Raw genomic sequence first — 18,358 nt, 5'->3', positions numbered from 1 at the left:
TGCTTACAAAAAGAAAAAGACCCTGTCTCTCGTTGTTTATTCGAGACAGGGCCTTTGATAGCCAGGGCTTCCACGCCCAGGCGGTTGAAGGTAAAAGAACATTGTGATCATCCCCACTCTCCAGCAGGAATGACCGTGACCTGAAAGACACGTTCCCCATTCACCGTAGGAGGATTCATGGGTGCGTGCCAGTAGCCGAAGTTGAAGGTAGCGAAGCGAGTCAAAGGCATATTGTAGGCTCGGGTGTTATACCCGATGTACAAATCCCCTGACTCCCGTACCACGAAGCTTGCCACCTCATCTTGCAGAGGTGCCGGGGCATAGCCGCAGACACCGATGAAGTTGAGGCTGGTGGGGATTCGTCGAGCGCTGATGCGCGACGGCGGAAGCAGGAAGCTGTAGTCCGTCGCGTTGATGTAGTCACGAACCGAGTGCTGGGTAGGATCCTGATAGGAGCCGACCAACTGCACCTCTCGAGCGCCCCGATAGTACGGAGTGCTCTTGAGCGCTCGGTAGCAGAACTTGTCAGGCTCTCCTACGAAGCGGCAGATGACGAGATCGCCCTTCTGAACCGAACGCACCCGATTCTCTCGCTGATTCGCACGTGCGACCAGAGTCAAGGACTCGTAGTTCGTTTCGAGTGAATCAGCTGCTGCTACCTCGACGACCGGCGCGAGACTGTCCGTATAGTACGGTCGCAGCATCATGCCAGTATCGAAGCCCAGTGCCATGAGGACCGCAATCCCCAAGACAACAGGTCGCAGCGTCCACTTCTTTACCCTGATCATGTACACAAGCCAATAGATCAGGCCGAACGTGATCGCCAGGCGGAACACGATTTCCACCGTGCCTGCAGTCGACCAGGTGCGAAGCGGAGGCTCCAGCATTCCCACTTGCAGCGGGAAAGACTTGATCATCCCGACGAGGAAGCCGACACCCAAAGCGCCGAAGATCACCGCTGCGATACCCCGCGTCCAGTCTCCACGCCGGAAGTTGAGAAACACCAGCATGAAGACGGCGAAAAGCACATAGATATCGAGGATCGACACCATTACGGTGTGCCTCCTTTCAGTGTGTAGGTCGCGTTACTGTTCGTGAGACCCAAGCCTTCCAGCTTGACCTCATCGATCCACTTCGGGTTCTTGCGGAACTTGTCCTGCTCCTCTCTGGTGAGAGAGGTCCAGGCAACGAAGGGCTGTCCGTACTCGGGATCAACCGTGTACGTCGCCGCCTTTGGTCCGCGAACGCCGATCTGGGTCTCTGTCACCGGATCAGTTGCCACGAAAACCTTCGCGGCACCCGAGACCGGATCCAGATACTGTCCGTCCTGACTCCCCCCGTAGAAGAGGAGGAGGCAGGCGCAAGTCAATCCAGCCAGACCAACACCAAGAGCCATCCGCTTACCGGACCCGTCAGTCGACTTCGGCATCGTGAGTCCGATTGCCGCCAGCACCAGCACCAGAGCGACCGTACCTAGGAAAACCGTCGGCACGAGCGGAGTGTTGTGCTTGATCCAGACTGCGGAGATGGCCACGTAGCCGATGTACGACGACGCCAAGCCGATCATCAACCACTGCGTGTACTTGAGCAAGGACTTGCTGCCGTACACCGCAAGAGTGATGAAGACGATCAAGAGCGCCGACACTGGGAACCAGGTGTCAGAGGCTGCCTTGGTCTGTAGGCTCGTGAGCATTGCTCCAAAGCGCTGGAAAGGTCCCGGCGCCAGGAAGCTCCCCGAACACAGAACGGCGATGACGAGCATCACCTGCTGCACCTGCTGCATCCGAGCCGCCTTCTCCGCGCCCGTGCTCAGCTTCTTCGACAGAAGTATGAACACAAGAAGGGTGGAAAAGAAAAGCGGCATCACGGCGTAATTGTTCCACATTGGGAAGATGTTCCCATAGATGAAGAACAAGAGCTCACCAATTGCCACCCAACTCAGAATCCGGAGAAAGTAGAAATACCCGTCGAGCGTTCCATCCATGCCCCGACGGAGATCTTCCATGAGCACATTTATCTCCCAGGGCTTCCACCTCGAGAGCCTCATGGTCGTGATCCCCTTCGCCACCGCTAATATGAAGAGAATTCTCCCTCCATAGATAAAGACGAATAAGGCGAAGAGAGTCGAGGCAAGACCAATTACTGACGACAACCAAGGTCGGTGCCAAAAGAAGTTGTTGCAAACCCAGGCTACTATTGTCGTCATGGCCCAAGTGGTCAACCAAACAATCAACCAAGGAAGCCCACGCTTCAACACTCTGACCTCAGTCTGGTAAAAGACCGAGGCTACGCACCAGACCGTTTCCAGGAACGCTGTGATGACATTCACACTTTCGCCACCAAGCTCACCTAGCGCGTCCTCCACCTCGCCGGCGAAGAAACGCTTGATCCGTTCCCACATCATGACCTCCTTCGTTGACTATCGCCGGAAAGGATTTCGAAGCCAGCCGCGCACAGCTTCTCGCCGACGCGCTCTTGCTTCATCTTCTTCTTGCCACTTCTGCTTCTTCTCTTCCAGACCAGCACGGTGGCGTTCACGAAAACCCGCCATCGAGGCAGTACCCCGTTGAAGCGCCCCGGCAGCTCCACGAACTGCATCGGCTACCTCTTGCTGAGGCACGGTAGTGGTGCTGTAGTTCTCAGCCACCTCGATACGCTGGTCATCATTCAACTCAAGCCATGAACGTACTGAACCGACATCATTCAACGTCGCCTCAATACGCCGGACTGCTTCCAGTTGTTCGATGCTGAGACCACGTCGAAACTCCGCATACGCTTCACGCATCTGATCCGTGATCTGAGAACTGCGATACAAAAGCGCGTTGAAGTCACGTTTTGCCGTGGCTCCTCCACTTCCAGTACCCATGCCGACACTTCGCAGCACGGTGGCCTTCTCGTCTGGCGTCCCTTTCAGGAAGCGATCGAGGAGGCCCTTCTTGGGGTTGCTACTTTCCACCATCTTTACCTCCTGACTGCTTGCCTTTGCTGCCCCTCGTATCCTTACCGCCCTCTTTCTTCTTTGCGCCATTCCCTTTCAGGAGATTTGCCACAAACCTATCATAGGCGGGTATCATTTCGGGATACTCCAACTCAAACTCGGCTCGAGCAATGCTCACCTCAAGTAGTGTCTCGAAGTCGGCGACGGACCAATCGATCTCTGCCAGACTTAGACCTACTTCGTCATCATCGAGCGAGGCCTCTCCAGTCGATAGTTTGGAAAGTTCAACAGCCAGACGATTTCGAGCATTGTCGATCAGGTTCGAGTACTTCCAATGATCAGGGGTGAGTCGAGCCCAGACCAACTTAGCCGGATCGCTCGTGAGTAGAGCGATAAACTCCTTACCTCGGCCGCCGGTCAGACGAAAAATAGACCTCGCAATGGCAGGCAAAACCCTGTCCATCTCGATCTCTGCGACGTCCTCAAGCCAACCCTTCTTTTTCGTGGCTGGCTTTTGGTCGGCACCTTTTTCATCTTTGGCTCCAATTATCGCCCCGGCAATCTTTTCCAAGAAGCCGGTGATATCAGCCATTGCATCCTCCCCAGGTCTAAGACCTGCTTTTTCGAACGCTTACGACCATTCACAAGAGAACAGCCTAAAAGCTGCCTCACTATTGTGACGATCAACTGACTATTCACTTGTCAATGATCGTGCTACGACCGCCATTTCTGGCAACGTAACGCGGGATAATAGCACAAATTGTTAAAATTGTCAAGACCACAGAGAAAAACACGAAACCCTAAGCGCTAAGTCCTAAGCACATATAAAACGCGAATATTTCAAGGCTCAAAACCTGCCTGTTTATCTCATTGGTATTTTTCTCATTCGAATTTGTTTTGCATTTCGAGCTTCATATTTCGAATTTCTCTCATTCCTGCTACTATAAGGAGTACTTACCCATGCTTGTCTAACAAAAGAAAATGCCTAGCCTATCCATCGACGAAATTTTTCTCTACGCAGTCAAACACAAAGCCTCTGACATTCACTTAATCGCCAACCTCCCGCCCATCGTCCGTATTGATGGAGTTTTGCAGCGTGTGCCTGATAAGCCAGTTCTGACGCCTGAGCAAGTGAAAACCTTGTGCTTCAGCATATTAAATGAGAGCCAGCGCAAGATATACGAAAGCAAACGCGAGCTGGATATTTCCTATGAGATAAAAGATGTTTCACGTTTCCGTGTAAACATGCTTTGGGAAAAAACTTACCCGGGTCTCGTGTCTCGTGTTATTTCAACCAACATACCAGCTATGGAGGAGCTCCTCATGCCTCCGGTGGTTTATGATTTACTTGACCTTAATCAAGGCTTAATCCTCGTTACCGGTCCAACTGGTTGTGGTAAGTCCACTTCCCTGGCCGCTATGATAGAGCTGCTCAACTCTAAGCGAAACGCGAACATTATTACACTGGAAGATCCGATTGAGTTCCTGTACACACCGAAGAAGAGTGTCATCCGACAACGTCAGCTTGGCTCTGACATGTTGAGCTTTGGTGAAGGTTTGAAGCACGTCCTCCGTCAGGATCCGAACATCATTCTGGTTGGAGAAATGCGCGACTTAGAAACTATCGCCTCTACCATTACCTTAGCCGAAACCGGTCACTTGGTTTTTGCCACGCTGCACACCTTAAATGCAGCCCAATCGATCGATCGTATTATTGACGTCTTCCCGCCGTATCAGCAGGCGCAGGTACGTTTGCAGCTCTCGCTTTTCTTGCGCGGGATTATTTCCCAGCTGCTTTTGCCGAAAAACGGCGGCGGTCGTGTGGCTGCTCGTGAAGTGCTCATCAACACTCCGGCTATTGCTAACCTGATCCGAGAAAATAAGGTACACCAGATTAAGACAGCGATTCAGACCAGCTCAGAGGAGGGCATGATGACCATGGATCAATCGCTCAAACAAATGTATCAAAACGAATTAATCTCCCGGGAAGTCGCGGTGGCACACATGGCCAACCCTGAATTCCTCGATTAACCATGCCTGAGCTCTCTATTCTCAAACCTATCCCCGTTTTCCAGGGACTTAGTGATGAAGCCCTAGGAAAAATCGCGGCCATCACGCAAATGCGAGAAGCAAAGCGTGGGACACTCTTGTTTGAGAACGGTGATAAGCGTAAAGAATTCATTATCGTGCTTTCTGGGCAGGTGCATATTTACCGCACCTTTAAAGATGAGGTACAAACCTTGGCCTTACTTGGCGCACACACCTTTTTAGTAGAGAGCGCCCTGATCAATCCTGATGTAGAGCACCACCACCTGGCTGAGGTAACCGAGGACGCGCAGCTGCTCGTGATTTCTGGTAAGGATTTCCAAAAGTTCAGGCAACAGGAACCCGCCATCGCCAATGTGCTCTTTGGCAATATCATGGGCAACCTGACTGATCGCTTGCATCACGCGAATAATAAACTTGTCACCGTGTATGCGACAGGTAAAATTGCTACCAGCTACTCCAATCTTGATAATCTGATTGAAGCTCTATTGCAAACTATCACTGAAACGATTCGTGCGAAAAAAGCCCTCTTTGCTTGGTATCGCCCAATGGAAAATCGCATCGTGATAGAAAAAGCGATCGGCTATGAGAAAAATCAGGATATCGAATCTCTAAAACTCTCCTTGCGCGATGATCCGATTCTCGGTGAAATTCACCGCACCCAGCGCGACATCTTTATCACACATGAGGTTTTTAAAGCCAAGCCAAACCTAGAAACAGCCTATAGCTCCGCTTCTATGCTGGGAGTGAAAGTCCGCACTGGTGGCGAGGTTGTTGGTGCTATCCTGCTGGGTGATAAAGAAGGCAAGCGCGACTTCAACTACAATAACCAGATCCTCCTCCACATCATTGTCCGACAAATTGCCCTGGCGATTCGGGAAGCTGAGCATCAGCAAAATCTCGAGGGCAACGAAGAGCTGCACCGGGTGTATATACCACCACTATAAAAGCTCGAATTTCGAAATACGAAAATCGAAATTGGTCAAAAACTAAGCTGCTACACATACTACCAAACAGTGGGTTTCATATTTTGATTTTTGCATTTATTGTATTTCCTTCCGTTGTGTCGTAAAATTCCCTGGTGGATCTGCAAAAGCTAAAAACTGAATTTCTTGAGTATCTCGAAATCGAGCGTGGACGGAGTCAACTCACTGTCCGCAATTATGATTTTTATCTCACGCGCTTTTTTGAGCTGAGCGGAGTAAAAACTCCTAAGGATATTACCGAGGCGAATGTGCGCTCTTTTCGTTTGAAGTTGAATCGCCTGCTCGGTAAAGATAGTGAAACTCTTAAAGCCTCAACGCAAAACTACCACCTCATTGCCCTGCGTTCATTTTTGAAATATCTATCGCGACACGATATTGCTTCACTAGCTCCAGAAAAAATTGAGCTAATGAAACAGTCGCAGCGCTCTGTCAACTTCCTTGATTCAGAGGATTTGGAGCAACTCTTGCAAGCTCCATATAAAAGTCCAAGCAGCGACATCGTGAAGCAACGCGACCGAGCAATTCTCGAAACACTCTTCTCAACGGGATTACGTATTTCCGAGTTAGCGAAACTGCAGCGCAACAGTCTCAACCTGGAAAAGGATGAATTCTCGGTCAAGGGTAAAGGCGGCAAAGTCCGACTGGTATTTATTTCTGAACAAGCGAAGCAGGCGATCCGACACTACCTGCAGATGCGGCGCGACGGCAACGATGCGCTGTTTGTCCGACATGATCGAGCTGCTGGAAAAAGTGATGAGATACAAGGCGAGGAAGTCAGTCCACTTACGCCCCGCTCTATCCAACGGATGGTGCAGCGCTACGCCGCGATTGCCGGGATTACGAAAAAGATTACACCGCATACCCTGCGGCACAGCTTTGCTACTGACCTGCTAATGAATGGTGCTGATATTCGCTCTGTGCAGGAATTGCTCGGCCACTCCTCTATTACGACCACGCAAATATACACCCACGTTACTAATGCGCAGCTACGTGAAGTGTACAAAGCCTTTCATGGCCGGCGGAGGGATGAAAAAGACGAAGACGAATAAAGTCTTCGCATCACCTGCACAACACTGGGGTGGCTAATGGGATTCGAACCCATGTCACCGGGACCACAACCCGGTGCACTAACCACTGTGCTATAGCCACCACGCTATTGTGCAAGTTCAGTTACAGCTCGGAAGAATACCAGAGAAAAACGTACTGGTCAATATTGTATTTGCTATACTATTTGCCATTCGCAGCATGAAAGAAGCATTAAAAAACTCCCCGTTAGTGAGACAACTTGACCTAAGTATGCGAAAAACCTTATTGACCTCTGGATGGGCAAGCGAAAAGAAGGGCCGTAATAGATAAGGTTGTTGATAATTTAAAATAAATCTAGTTTTTCCAAGCGGACTTAGAAGTTTAATTGCTAGTATGATTTTGAAAACGATCTGGTCTTTTAGTTCTTCTATCAATTCTTAGTAAAAAGGATTTCTTGAACCTTAAAAAAGAATAATCGGAAGATACTTCATCATCAAGTCCGGCCGCTAGCATTAATCTATTTAGATAATAAGCTCTTACTATTAAGTCTGTCCTTACGAAAACGTAATAGTATTTTGTTGTCGCATTATAAACGTAAAAATCCAAAATAGATATTTCATCAAACTCATAGTCAGTTATGTCAGAAGGATCTATATATTCATTCTCAGGTTTCGTCGCTAGTAGCTCGCTAAGAGTCACCACATTAGGGATTTCATCTTCTAAAACTTCACGAAAGTAGTCCTCCAAGTATTCTTCACTAATAAAATTAATTTTTTCTGCATATTCATTTAAAAACTCATCCAATAGGTTATAAAAGTGAACGTTGGATTCATTTTTTAATCTACTAAATAACTCACAACTTTGTCCGAATGCTTTTTTATCGTTCGATATAAAGCACAGATTACCTTCGAAGTCTTTATTAACAAATTTTACAGTCTCCCAAACTATATAGTCTCGAAATCCTACATCACTTGATCTACCTGATCTATAAAATGGCGGGATATCATTTAACGATCGAGAAATAACTGAATCAATTGAAATTGACAAGTCTTTAGTCGGAATTAGTTTTATTCCAACTTTTTTTATTATTTTATAAATACTTCGCTCATACTTATTTACAATATCGCTCATATTAATTTCAAGGTTCGGACCATTAAGACCTAAAACTCTATTAGTCTTCTTTAGGGAATCAACAATACTGTTGTATTCTTCAGTATCTCTTTTATAATTTTTTATCGTTTCTAAAATTACTATTTCAGGAATGAAACACTCTGATTTTGTTTTTTTTAGATAGCTAAACAGGGCTTGAAATCTCGGTGTATTGAGATAATAATTATCCTTCAGCACATTCGAATCTAGTATTATATTCATTGTACTTTATCTTATCAAGGTGTTATTAATCCTACTCTAATACAGCTAGGCTAAACTTTCCACCTCTTCCATTTTCTAGTACCACAGCTATCTGACCTGGGACCAACTCCACCTTGCGCGGCTCCCGTCGGACAAAGCCCTCCACCTTCACTTTCTGCATTCTCTACCCCCCGGGCTAGATTTTTCACCTATCGCCTAAATCGAGTAGGGAGCTAGCATAAAAAACACTCAAAACTTGCCGACGGAAAGAATAATGACAAGAATCTGGACTTAATAAAATGGCTGCGGTAAACGTTATTTTGGAGTACAATTAAAATAATGGCCTACGACGAGAAACTCGCAGAACGTCTCTACAAAATTTTTATTACCGTACCGCACGTTGATGAACGAAAAATGTTCGGTGGTTTGGTTATTATGGTAAACGGTAATTTATGCTGCGGAATTATCAAAGATAAACTGGTCGTCCGAGTAGGGAAAGAAAAATACCCGGAGCTACTGAAACACAAACACGCTCAGGAAATGCTTTTCACCGGCAGGCCAATGAGGGGCGTGCTCAATATTAAACCTAAGGGAATAAAGACAAAAAAGCAGCTTGAGTACTGGGTGGAGCAAGGATTAAGCTTTGTACAAACACTTCCGGAAAAATAATTAGATAAAAGCGACGCTCGTTTTTTGCCTTTCTCTCTCTCATCAGCTAGAATAGCGAGTGCGCATTAATCCTAAGGAAATACTATGGCAGCAAAACGAGCTCACGCGGTCGGTCGCCCGCAACGATCAAAATCACGCAAAACAAAGAAGCGTCTGGAGATCAAGCGACAAATGCTAGAAGCCCTCGCAAAAAAGCGACGAGGAAAGAAAAAATAAGCACAAAAAAATCATTCCGCTGTGGAATGGTTTTTTTATACTCCTCGTTTAGCGACGTCGGCGAAAACCTGAGCGTCGATGAGGGCGCTGTGGTCGACCGCCCTGACGAGGGAAATGTCGTTTCTGTTGTCGAAACTCCTTCTTGGCTAAACCAAGGTTTTCTACTGGCTCGGAATCCTCTCCCACTGGCAGCTCGGCCCGAATAAGACGCTCAATGTCTCTCACGTCTCGTTGCTGCTCAGGCATGGCAAAGGAAATAGCCTTGCCTTTCTTGCCGGCTCGACCAGTGCGGCCGATACGGTGCACATAATCATCCGGTGTACTTGGCAGGTCATAGTTCACCACCAGCTCGATATTTTTTACATCAATACCACGTGCAGCAATGTCGGTCGCCACGAGGACACGATACTTACCCCTTTTAAAACCATCTAGTGCTTCCCGACGTTGTGCTTGAGTGCGGTTGGAATGAATCTCAGCTGCAGTGTGGCCCATCTGACGAATGTCGCGAGTCAACTTCTTTGCATTCCACTTCGTGCGAGAAAACACCAGCACGGTACCATGATAGCGCTGAAGTAAGCGCTCGAGCTGTGCGTTCTTATTTCGCTTAGACACAAAGAGCACTTCTTGATCCACTTGATCAGTCGTACTACCCGGTCGAGCAATTTCAACCCGCACTGGTAGGGCCATGTGCTTCTGTGCGATGCTCACAATCTCGGTTGGCATCGTGGCTGAGAAGAGCATGGTCTGACGCTCTTTAGAAACTTTCTCTAATATCTGATTTATCTGCGGCGCAAATCCCATATCAAGCATGCGGTCAGCCTCATCAAGCACCAGGATTTTTACCTGCTGCAAGAGGTTTGGCTTTGAACCAAGGTGGTCAATCAGACGCCCGGGTGTAGCGACAATGACGTGTGGACGATTACGCAGCATCCGCTCTTGTCGATCCATAGAAGCGCCGCCCACGATGATTGCCGTACGCACGCCAATTCCACGACCTAAGCGTTGTAGTGTTTCATCTACCTGGGCGGCTAATTCACGAGTCGGCAGCACGACCAGACCCTGCCCCTTCACCCGAGAAAGGTTTTGCAACATTGGTAAGCCAAAAGCCAGGGTTTTACCCGTACCAGTCTGGGCAATACCAATCAGATCCTTGCCATCAATGGCTAAAGGAATGGCTTTTTGTTGAATTGGGGTGGGTTGAGTAAAGTTGAGACGGGCGAGTATGTCCAAGAACTTTGGAGCAACATGTAGGCCGTAAAAACCTGATTGATTTGGTGATGACATATATATAAGGAAAGCTTGTCCTGCGAGGCAGGCAAGCCACTGTAGCACGCCCCTCTCTGCATGACAAGTGTAGCATGCTACACTGATTTCGTAAGCATTATCCTCTACACCCATGCAAACTGAACTTCGCCAGGCCCGTAATGTCGCTATAGTCGTTGGAGTTGGACTACTCCTCCTTATTATTGGAGCACTTATCTGGGGCCAATCAGGCACGCATGATGACCAGAGCGTAACTATAGGCAATGACACAAAACTCACCCTATTGTCCGGATCCTCACTCAAAACAATTGATGCGGACTTCTGGCGCTACACTGACGAACGATTGGGCTTTGCTATGGATATCCCAAAATCGATGTGGTACTACGGCGCCACCTGCAGCAAAGAACAAGATGGAACAAGATACCTGGATTGGGCAAAGGCACCTGTCCGAATTTTTCAGCACGAAAACACAATACGCATTGCCCCAGAGTATACCTATCTACTTCAAGATGAGCATATTCAGGAAAACCACGACAATACTTTTGGCTACTACTTTAATGATTGTATAAAAGTTTCACTAACAAGCCCTCAATTAGAGTTTCATTTCATTGGCTGGAATATTATTAGTCGGACGGTAGCGAATGAAGATGAACTGAATGCCTTTCTTAGGCAGTATTATGGTGATACTTGTCAGGTGGACGAACTCACCCCTGCTTCACAAGAGGGTGTCTATCGAGTGAGCATTGCTGGTGACGGTCTCAGTCTTGATGAAACGAAATGTCAAAATTACCAAGCACTCTATACCTTATACTCCCCTGAGTATGGCCGGGTCATTTCCTGGTCACTTGGACAAGAAGCCACCTACTGGTCAAAAAATCCTGATGAGCAAGATGGCGAAATCACCACTGAGGGAAACAACTACGACCAGCGCATGGTCGATAGTGTAGAAATACTTCCGGCGAACTAATCGGAAAAATAAAACTGCCCCCACGCCTCTCTTTGCCTTTTCAGACTATGAGAAGTGTGGGGGCAGTTGTGATTCCAGAAGGAGAATGGACTATTCGTTCTCGTCCATGTCACCCATGTCTTCGTCCATACCCTCTTCTTCCATACCTTCCTCTTCTGGGTCGTCCATTAATCGATGATTAAGCATTATTCAGCCTCCTTTCTTTTTATAGGTAATAAAATTGTAACAGGCTCGAGAGAATTTCTGTAGTGGCTGTCAAGTAGTCTAGAGTCGGGTATACTATGCATATGGACGACAAAAAAAGAATGGAGCAAAGAGAAGCCCACCTCCCCACCCAGACCGTCATCGCCGGAGTGACCTTTGGTATCCTCGTGGCGCTGGTACTCCTCCTCTTTGCCGGCTTCACCTTCCGTAACATTGCTATTTCCCTTTTCCTCTTTGGTATGGCAGGTGGTCTCATCGGACTTTACATGGCTGTCTACCAAATTGGAGAAATAAAAAGAATTCTCGGACTTTTCTCTCCTGCCTGGCGAACAAATAAAGTAGAGAAAGAGCTCCAACAAAAGGAAGTTAAGCAAGAGCAAGTCTCGCAAACTTACTTTTGGCAACAAGTGAATGATGTCCAACAGATAAAGGAGCTACAAAAATTCTTTACACAACAGGGTTTTCAAATACTTCCCAGCCCACAATCCTCTGCATCGCCCTCACCTGACTTCTTCCTCGCTACAAATAAAGGAAAGGTGCCGGTCTACTGTGCTCCAAAGGGAAAAACAGTCACGCGACAAGACCTGAATGAGCTTTATCAGAGCCTCATTGCCCAAAAAATCCCTCGAGCTATCTCTTTTGCTGCCTCGGGATATGCCACTGATGTGCAGCGAAAAATATATGGTGAGGAGCTCCAATTGCTCGATTTGCAAGATGTGCTTCAGGCCCTAAAATAGGCCCTAAAACACACTTTTTTAGGCCTTAAGGCTTGACCAAATCACCTATCCGTGCTAAGGTGTGCCTCGCTCCAAGACAGCTTGTTCTAGCTGTTTTTTGTTGAGTACGGATGCATCATTCGATGCGTTGGGGGGCCGTCCACTTACCAGTAAGCATTACTTATGCCGAACGTTCCTGGACGCTTTGCGAGGAAAGCCTCGCGGCCAATCCATATCACTTTTCTCAGTTTACTAGCGCTCATCAACATCATATTTCCTCAGCCTGCTATGGCTCACGTCAGCGGACCTGCCATCAGCGCTCTCCCTGATGCAAGCTGCATCACCGTGGATGAAGCGCTCCTGACCACTCCGCAAACAAGCGGACATCTCCCTGATGTGCCTGCTCGACCAGCCAAGCGTACTCTTTGGCTGACCCTGACTGCCTACTCCAGTACGGTGGACCAAACGGATGGCGATCCATTCACCACTGCATCTGGATCACATGTCCGGGACGGAATCATTGCCTATAACCTCTTACCCTTTGGCACCCAGGTGCGATTCCCCGATGTCTACGGCGACAAAATATTTGTGGTCGAGGATCGGATGAATGCGCGCTACGGCGGATCTATCGCCGATATCTGGATGCACACACGAGAAGAAGCTAAGCAATGGGGCGCTCGTATAGTGAAAATGGAAATACTCTAATCACCTAAGGGTGATACACAAACAACCTCGCACACGCGGGGTTTTGTGTATATAAAGGAAAGGGGGCCAGACATCGAAATGCTGACCCCCATGAAGTGAGACACTACCGCGCACACCAAATGGTGACGCCCAGAGCTTCGGCACCTCCCCAGATGCAGGGTGAGGTTTCACGTAGTAATCGCGCACTTAGCGCAACACCTCTCTGTAGAGGAATGTACGTGTACATCGAACCTTAGCTACTGGTCTGGGAGCAACCCTTTTGCCTATTCGGTCAGTGATTCCGGAACAAGCCGAACACCTGCCTTCAAGACTTTCATGCCTCAAGGTTAGCCTAAATCTGATAACCAAAACTGTCAAGAAAAGCAAACGACGCCCTTTATGCAAGAGCGTCGCTAAGGCATTCTTCCCAAGTAGACTGGTCCGCCACCCTCCAGCGATGTGTCACCTCCTTGCGCACAGTCTGACCGTCGGTCACTTCCACATCGACAGCAAATTGGATCACTACGGATGTCCGATCGGCCGCGTGCTCGTGCAAACCCAGCTCCTCAAGCAGCATGGACAATACGTCGCGCTCCATATCATCCATATACTGCAGATGACAAATCATCTCAGGCTCCGCATCACATGGGATACCCAGCAGCATCCGACCCTCATGCATAGGGATGCACAAACACGTCGGCAAGGTCGCTGAACCGAGCGATGCTATGAAATCGACGATCTGGGCGTAGACGCTATCGTCCCATTGTAGATCGTGACGATAGACGAGCCACCCCTGCTGTCGCGCTTTCTCAATCAAGCTCTCAAGGAGCGAAACTGCAGCACCTACTGCCATCACCATGAGTACACCTCCTTATTGCTTGCTTGTACTCATGCAAAAGCACCCTTATACTATACGCGTCTCATTCTTAGGTTTCAATATGTTACATACTCTCCTAGTTATTATTCATATCATTGGTGCCGGACTTTTACTTGGTGTGGTGTTCTTCACCGTTATCCTGGCCATGCCGCGAAATTTGAGTGCAGAGAGACTAGATCGTTTAGTACAAACTCGACGCTTAGGTTTTTTCATCGCAGGAATAACAATTCTCAGCGGAATCGCCTTAGTTATTCCCTATCTCTCTAAGGCCTTGAGCTCTCCCACCTTTCTCATAAAAATGGGCTTGATCGTCATGGAGGCTGTCCTGGCCGGACAAGTGATCACCGTACAATTACATCACGCACAATCCACCCAAGCTGGCAGCATTAGCAAACGCTTAGGATATTGGATGCTGCTCTCGCTGTTTACGGTGGTGGCCATTTTTGCGGTAGCAATTGCTCGGAGTCAAAGGTAAAAAAATATCTTAATAAAATAGCTAGCGATTGCGGGCTTTTTTATTGACAAGACGCATTGAACATTGTACACTGCGCCTGACCTAACGCTAACAAATTTGGGGGCAGTCGATTTACTCTTGGGTACACTATGGACACAGCAACAAGCCCAGCTCCAGCAAGCGAAGAAAAAAACATCACACTTCCTGAGACGGTAGTGATTAAGGATTTAGCTGAAAAGCTAGAAGTCCCAGTCACCCGCGTCATTGCTGAACTCATGAAAAATGGCATCATGTCCGGTCAAAACGAACGGATTGATTTTGATACTGCCTCAATTATTGCTGCGGAATTTAATGTAAGCACTGAGAAAGAAGCACAAGAGAGCAATGCACAGGACCTGAGCGCTCTTGAAAATGCAAATAAGGAAGAGGCTTCGAAATTGAAGGTGCGTCCACCGGTCGTTGTGGTGATGGGTCACGTTGATCATGGTAAAACTCTGTTGCTCGATAAAATCCGTGAAACAAATGTAGCGGAAAAAGAAGCTGGCGGTATCACCCAAAGCATTGGTGCGTATCAAGTAATTGATAAGGAACGCGCGATTACCTTTATTGACACCCCAGGCCATGAAGCCTTTAGTGCCATGCGTTCACGTGGCGCCCGTGTAGCCGATGTAGCAATCCTAGTTGTTGCTGCTGACGATGGCGTGAAGCCTCAGACTCTTGAGGCTTTGAAAATTATTAAAGCGAGCAATCTGCCTTTTGTTGTAGCTATTAACAAAATTGATAAACCTGAAGCGAATCTGGAGCGAGTAAAACAGGGTTTGGCTGAGCAGGAAGTACAAGCTGAGGACTGGGGCGGTAATGTAGTGATGGCACCTGTATCAGCCAAGACCGGCCAAGGTATTCCAGAGTTACTTGATATGGTGCTCTTAGTGGCTGACTTACAAAAGGATCGCCTACGTGCGAACCCAGATCGCTTAGCAATTGGAACGATTATCGAATCACACATTGACCCGGGCGAAGGTCCAGTGGCTACCGTACTCGTGCAATCAGGTACGCTGCACCGCGGCGACCAAGTCACGATTGGAAATGTGTATGGAAAGATTAAAGCACTCAAAGACTATCGTGGAAAAAGCTTAAGCGAAGCTGCGCCAGCTACCCCGGCCAAAATTATTGGATTGAAAGGTGCACCAGCGGTTGGTGACATCCTCCAGGCCGTTACTGATTTAAGCGACGTGAAAAAACGAGTGAAGAGCTATCAGTTAAAGAACCAAGCTCCAGCGCAAGTCAGCGCTTCCCATACCTTAGTGGAAAGTGAAGGAACACATGCGGCTACTATTATTCCGGTGGTGGTGAAGGCTGATACACTTGGATCACTCGAAGCAATTGTTGGCGCGCTTGAAAAACTCCAGAATGAAGAGGTAGCTGTGCGAGTGATTCACAAAGGATTAGGAAATATCTCTGAGGCTGATGTCCTGGCAGCAGAAACAAGTAAAGCCAAGCTCTATGGCTTCAACGTTGACGCCACTCCATCTGCCGAAGCAGTTGCCAAAGGAAAAGATATTGCGATTGAACACTACAGTATTATCTATGACTTGGTCGCCGCGGTCCGCATTGAGGCTGAATCACAATTGAGTCAAGAAGTTATTGTGACTGAAATTGGTGCAATGAAGGTGCTGGCCATCTTCCGAACTGAACGCAAGGCCATGATTGTGGGTGGTGAGGTTACTAAAGGCAAAGCAGTGCCGGATGTGCTAATCCGAGTGAAGCGTAACGATGAAAGTATTGGCACTGGCACCGCCAAGCAAGTGAAGATTGAAAAGCGTGTAGTGAATGAAGTAAGTGTTGGCGGTCAATGTGGTGTCCGCTATGAAGGCGAGCCAATTGTCGCTGAGGGCGACACGCTTGAGTTCTACACTGAGGAAACACGTAAAAAAACTTTAGGCGCCTAAAATGCCCGGAGACCGAATAGCGAAAGTAAACGCGCTCATTACGACAGAGCTCGGCCAGCTCATGAAGCGGCTTGTTGAGTTCCCTTTGGGTACGATTGTGACTATTTCCAAGGTGGACACTGCGGTGGATTTAAGCGTCACCAGGGTTTGGATTTCAGTGCTGCCAATCGAGCAAGTGGAAGCAGTTGAAAAAATCCTTAGCCAACAGCGCGGCGAACTGCAGCACTATCTCAATCGAAAACTGGTAATGAAATTTGTCCCACACATTGAGTTTCATATCGACTATACCGAGGAGAAAGCGTTTCGCGTTGAGTCACTCCTTGACGACATTGCTGAGAAAGAGTAGAGTCAGGGGCTTTCTATGGAATACTTTGCCCCCAAATTACAAGCGCTGCTCCAAAACGCGCGTCATATCCTCCTGACCGCCCATGAGCGCCCAGACGGTGATGCAATCGGCGCAATGTTGGGATTAAGTCATTACCTTGAACAAATGGGAAAGTCACACCTTTGTTTTAGTAATGATCGTCCAGCACCCTACTTCGACTTTTTAGATATCCAGCGTATCAGTTCAAATCCAGATGATTTGCGCACGCAAGACTTTGACGTGATCGTCCTACTTGATATTGGTGATGTGAAGCGCACACAAGCAACTGAGCTATTGTTAAAAGGTGAGAAAAAAGCACAAGTCGTCTGCATTGACCACCACCCCACCCGATTGGAATACGAGGGTCGTAACGTAGTTGATCACGCCCACATCAATGTCCAGGCTTCCTCAACTGCTGAGTTGATCTATTCCTTCCTTACGCACGTAGGCGCACCCATCACACGAGCAATGGCCACGAGTTTACTTACCGGGATATTGACTGACACGGGAGGATTTGCGAATCTCGCAACTACACCAAGTGCCATGGGCGCGGCAGCTGAATTACTTGAACGGGGCGCGGTCTTAAAAGAAATCAACGATGGTACTCTGAAGAATAAGTCTCTGGCTATGCTGCGACTCTGGGGCATTGCCCTTAGTCGCCTACAACGCAATGTGGAAACTGGCATTATCTCAACTGCACTTTTTCAAAAAGACTTCCTCGAATGTGGTGTGGATGTTGATGCGGTTGATGGCTTTGCTAACTTCCTCAATGGACTAGATGATGCTAAGGCTGCCTTTTTCTTAAAAGAGCTACCTGATGGCCTCATTAGCGGAAGTTATCGCACCACTCAGGAGGGCGTCGACGTCTCCAAAATGGCAGCCGAGTATGGCGGCGGCGGGCACGTCAAAGCAGCCGGCTTCACCACCCCGGGCACTATTATTGAAACCCCTCAAGGCTGGACTATTAAACCAGCGTGACCAGTAAAAACTCATTTGCTATACTCCAAATACTATGGACACACCAACCCGCAATCAACTCATCCCAATGGTTATCGAGAAGTCGAACTACGGCGAACGCGCCTACGACATCTATTCTCGACTCCTGAAAGAACGCATCATCTTCGTCGGCTTCCCGATTGATGATATTACCGCAAACACCATAATCGCCCAGTTACTGTTTCTCGCCAGCGAGGATAAGGAAAAGGATATTAAGCTCTATATCAACTCGCCAGGTGGATCAGTCACTGCCGGGATGGCCATTTACGATACTATGCAGCTGGTCGAACCTGATGTGGTAACTATCTGCGTCGGCATGGCCGCATCAATGGCAGCCACACTTCTCGCCGCCGGTGAAAAAGGTAAGCGGTTTGCGCTTCCTAATTCTGAAATTATGATCCACCAGGTCATGGGTGGCTTCGAAGGACAAGCGGCAGATATCCGCGTCCGGGCTGAACATATTTTGAAGATTCACGATCGTATGAATCGAATTCTATCGAAACACACTGGTCAACCACTAGCCAAGATCGAAAAGGATTCAGACCGCGACTACTTCATGACATCCGATGAAGCCAAAAAGTACGGCTTGATCGATAAGATCATCGAGTAGTAACTAAAAATAAAAGTGGCGATACAGGACGTATATGCCATTT

The 18,358-nt window shown here is 48.0% G+C and carries 19 protein-coding genes and 1 tRNA gene; 12 read left to right on the top strand and 8 right to left on the bottom strand.

Annotation, left to right across the window (positions count from 1 at the left end; translation table 11 throughout):
• Positions 1-107: 107 nt before the first annotated feature.
• From H6760_00305 to H6760_00290, 4 genes are read right to left on the bottom strand one after another with little or no spacing between them, the layout of a single operon-like run.
• Entirely contained in the window at positions 108-1,052 is a 945-nt protein-coding gene (locus H6760_00305) for a hypothetical protein (protein USN53603.1), read from the bottom strand.
• On the bottom strand, positions 1,052-2,404 hold the full coding sequence (locus H6760_00300; GenBank protein ID USN53602.1) for a hypothetical protein: 1,353 nt from the start codon (positions 2,402-2,404) through the stop codon (positions 1,052-1,054). Before H6760_00300 ends, H6760_00305 begins: the two co-directional genes overlap by 1 nt.
• Positions 2,405-2,419: 15 nt before the next feature.
• Entirely contained in the window at positions 2,420-2,959 is a 540-nt protein-coding gene (locus H6760_00295; protein ID USN53601.1) for a hypothetical protein, read from the bottom strand.
• The gene (locus H6760_00290) at positions 2,946-3,530 is read right to left on the bottom strand and encodes a hypothetical protein (protein USN53600.1); all 585 of its coding nucleotides are present in this window, start codon (positions 3,528-3,530) and stop codon (positions 2,946-2,948) included. Before H6760_00290 ends, H6760_00295 begins: the two co-directional genes overlap by 14 nt.
• Positions 3,531-3,919: 389 nt before the next feature.
• Between H6760_00290 and H6760_00285 the strand changes: the two genes are divergently transcribed.
• From H6760_00285 to H6760_00275, 3 genes are all read left to right on the top strand, one after another.
• Entirely contained in the window at positions 3,920-4,969 is a 1,050-nt protein-coding gene (locus H6760_00285; GenBank protein USN53599.1) for a type IV pilus twitching motility protein PilT, read from the top strand.
• Positions 4,970-4,971: 2 nt separating this feature from the next.
• A complete protein-coding gene (locus tag H6760_00280) occupies positions 4,972-5,931 on the top strand; it encodes a cyclic nucleotide-binding domain-containing protein (GenBank protein USN53598.1) in 960 nt (319 codons plus the stop codon).
• Positions 5,932-6,065: 134 nt separating this feature from the next.
• On the top strand, positions 6,066-7,019 hold the full coding sequence (locus H6760_00275; GenBank protein USN53597.1) for a tyrosine-type recombinase/integrase: 954 nt from the start codon (positions 6,066-6,068) through the stop codon (positions 7,017-7,019).
• Positions 7,020-7,044: 25 nt separating this feature from the next.
• Here the strand turns inward: H6760_00275 and H6760_00270 are convergent.
• Both H6760_00270 and H6760_00265 read right to left on the bottom strand, forming a co-directional pair.
• Positions 7,045-7,119 (bottom strand) — tRNA-His (locus H6760_00270).
• A 258-nt stretch (positions 7,120-7,377) separates the two neighbouring features.
• Positions 7,378-8,343 (bottom strand): DUF4935 domain-containing protein, encoded by a 966-nt coding sequence (locus H6760_00265; GenBank protein USN53596.1) that lies wholly within the window; start codon positions 8,341-8,343, stop codon positions 7,378-7,380.
• Positions 8,344-8,685: 342 nt separating this feature from the next.
• On the opposite strand from H6760_00265, the gene H6760_00260 reads away from it, so the two are divergent.
• Positions 8,686-9,015, top strand: a complete 330-nt coding sequence (locus tag H6760_00260) for a TfoX/Sxy family protein (protein USN53595.1) — start codon at positions 8,686-8,688, stop codon at positions 9,013-9,015.
• Between the two features lie 264 nt (positions 9,016-9,279).
• Here the strand turns inward: H6760_00260 and H6760_00255 are convergent, their stop codons facing one another.
• Positions 9,280-10,515, bottom strand: a complete 1,236-nt coding sequence (locus tag H6760_00255; protein ID USN53594.1) for a DEAD/DEAH box helicase — start codon at positions 10,513-10,515, stop codon at positions 9,280-9,282.
• Between the two features lie 112 nt (positions 10,516-10,627).
• On the opposite strand from H6760_00255, the gene H6760_00250 reads away from it, so the two are divergent.
• From H6760_00250 to H6760_00240, 3 genes are all read left to right on the top strand, one after another.
• Entirely contained in the window at positions 10,628-11,461 is an 834-nt protein-coding gene (locus tag H6760_00250; protein USN53593.1) for a hypothetical protein, read from the top strand.
• A gap of 287 nt (positions 11,462-11,748) precedes the next feature.
• Entirely contained in the window at positions 11,749-12,402 is a 654-nt protein-coding gene (locus H6760_00245) for a hypothetical protein (GenBank protein ID USN53592.1), read from the top strand.
• Between the two features lie 162 nt (positions 12,403-12,564).
• Positions 12,565-13,086 (top strand): 3D domain-containing protein, encoded by a 522-nt coding sequence (locus tag H6760_00240; protein ID USN53591.1) that lies wholly within the window; start codon positions 12,565-12,567, stop codon positions 13,084-13,086.
• Positions 13,087-13,462: 376 nt separating this feature from the next.
• Here the strand turns inward: H6760_00240 and H6760_00235 are convergent, their stop codons facing one another.
• Complete coding sequence (locus H6760_00235) at positions 13,463-13,924, bottom strand: hypothetical protein (protein ID USN53590.1); 462 nt, start codon at positions 13,922-13,924, stop codon at positions 13,463-13,465.
• Positions 13,925-14,003: 79 nt separating this feature from the next.
• Between H6760_00235 and H6760_00230 the strand changes: the two genes are divergently transcribed.
• The 5 genes from H6760_00230 to clpP all read left to right on the top strand — a co-directional run bounded on the left by H6760_00230 (position 14,004) and on the right by clpP (position 18,315).
• Entirely contained in the window at positions 14,004-14,417 is a 414-nt protein-coding gene (locus H6760_00230) for a hypothetical protein (GenBank protein USN53589.1), read from the top strand.
• Positions 14,418-14,545: 128 nt separating this feature from the next.
• Complete coding sequence (locus H6760_00225) at positions 14,546-16,345, top strand: translation initiation factor IF-2 (protein USN53588.1); 1,800 nt, start codon at positions 14,546-14,548, stop codon at positions 16,343-16,345.
• Between the two features lies 1 nt (position 16,346).
• Positions 16,347-16,691 carry a ribosome-binding factor A gene (locus H6760_00220; GenBank protein USN53587.1) on the top strand — a complete coding sequence of 115 codons (345 nt, stop codon included), beginning with the start codon at positions 16,347-16,349 and terminating at the stop codon, positions 16,689-16,691.
• A 15-nt stretch (positions 16,692-16,706) separates the two neighbouring features.
• The gene (locus H6760_00215; GenBank protein ID USN53586.1) at positions 16,707-17,687 is read left to right on the top strand and encodes a bifunctional oligoribonuclease/PAP phosphatase NrnA; all 981 of its coding nucleotides are present in this window, start codon (positions 16,707-16,709) and stop codon (positions 17,685-17,687) included.
• 34 nt (positions 17,688-17,721) lie between these two features.
• Positions 17,722-18,315 (top strand): ATP-dependent Clp endopeptidase proteolytic subunit ClpP, encoded by a 594-nt coding sequence (gene clpP / locus H6760_00210; GenBank protein USN53585.1) that lies wholly within the window; start codon positions 17,722-17,724, stop codon positions 18,313-18,315.
• Positions 18,316-18,358 lie beyond the last annotated feature (43 nt).

This window comes from Candidatus Nomurabacteria bacterium (genome assembly GCA_023898465.1).
Lineage (GTDB): Bacteria > Patescibacteriota > Patescibacteriia > HK-STAS-PATE-3 > HK-STAS-PATE-3 > HK-STAS-PATE-3.
The sequence above is the reverse complement of the archived record's forward strand: the minus strand, read 5'-3'. Positions and strand labels throughout refer to the sequence as shown.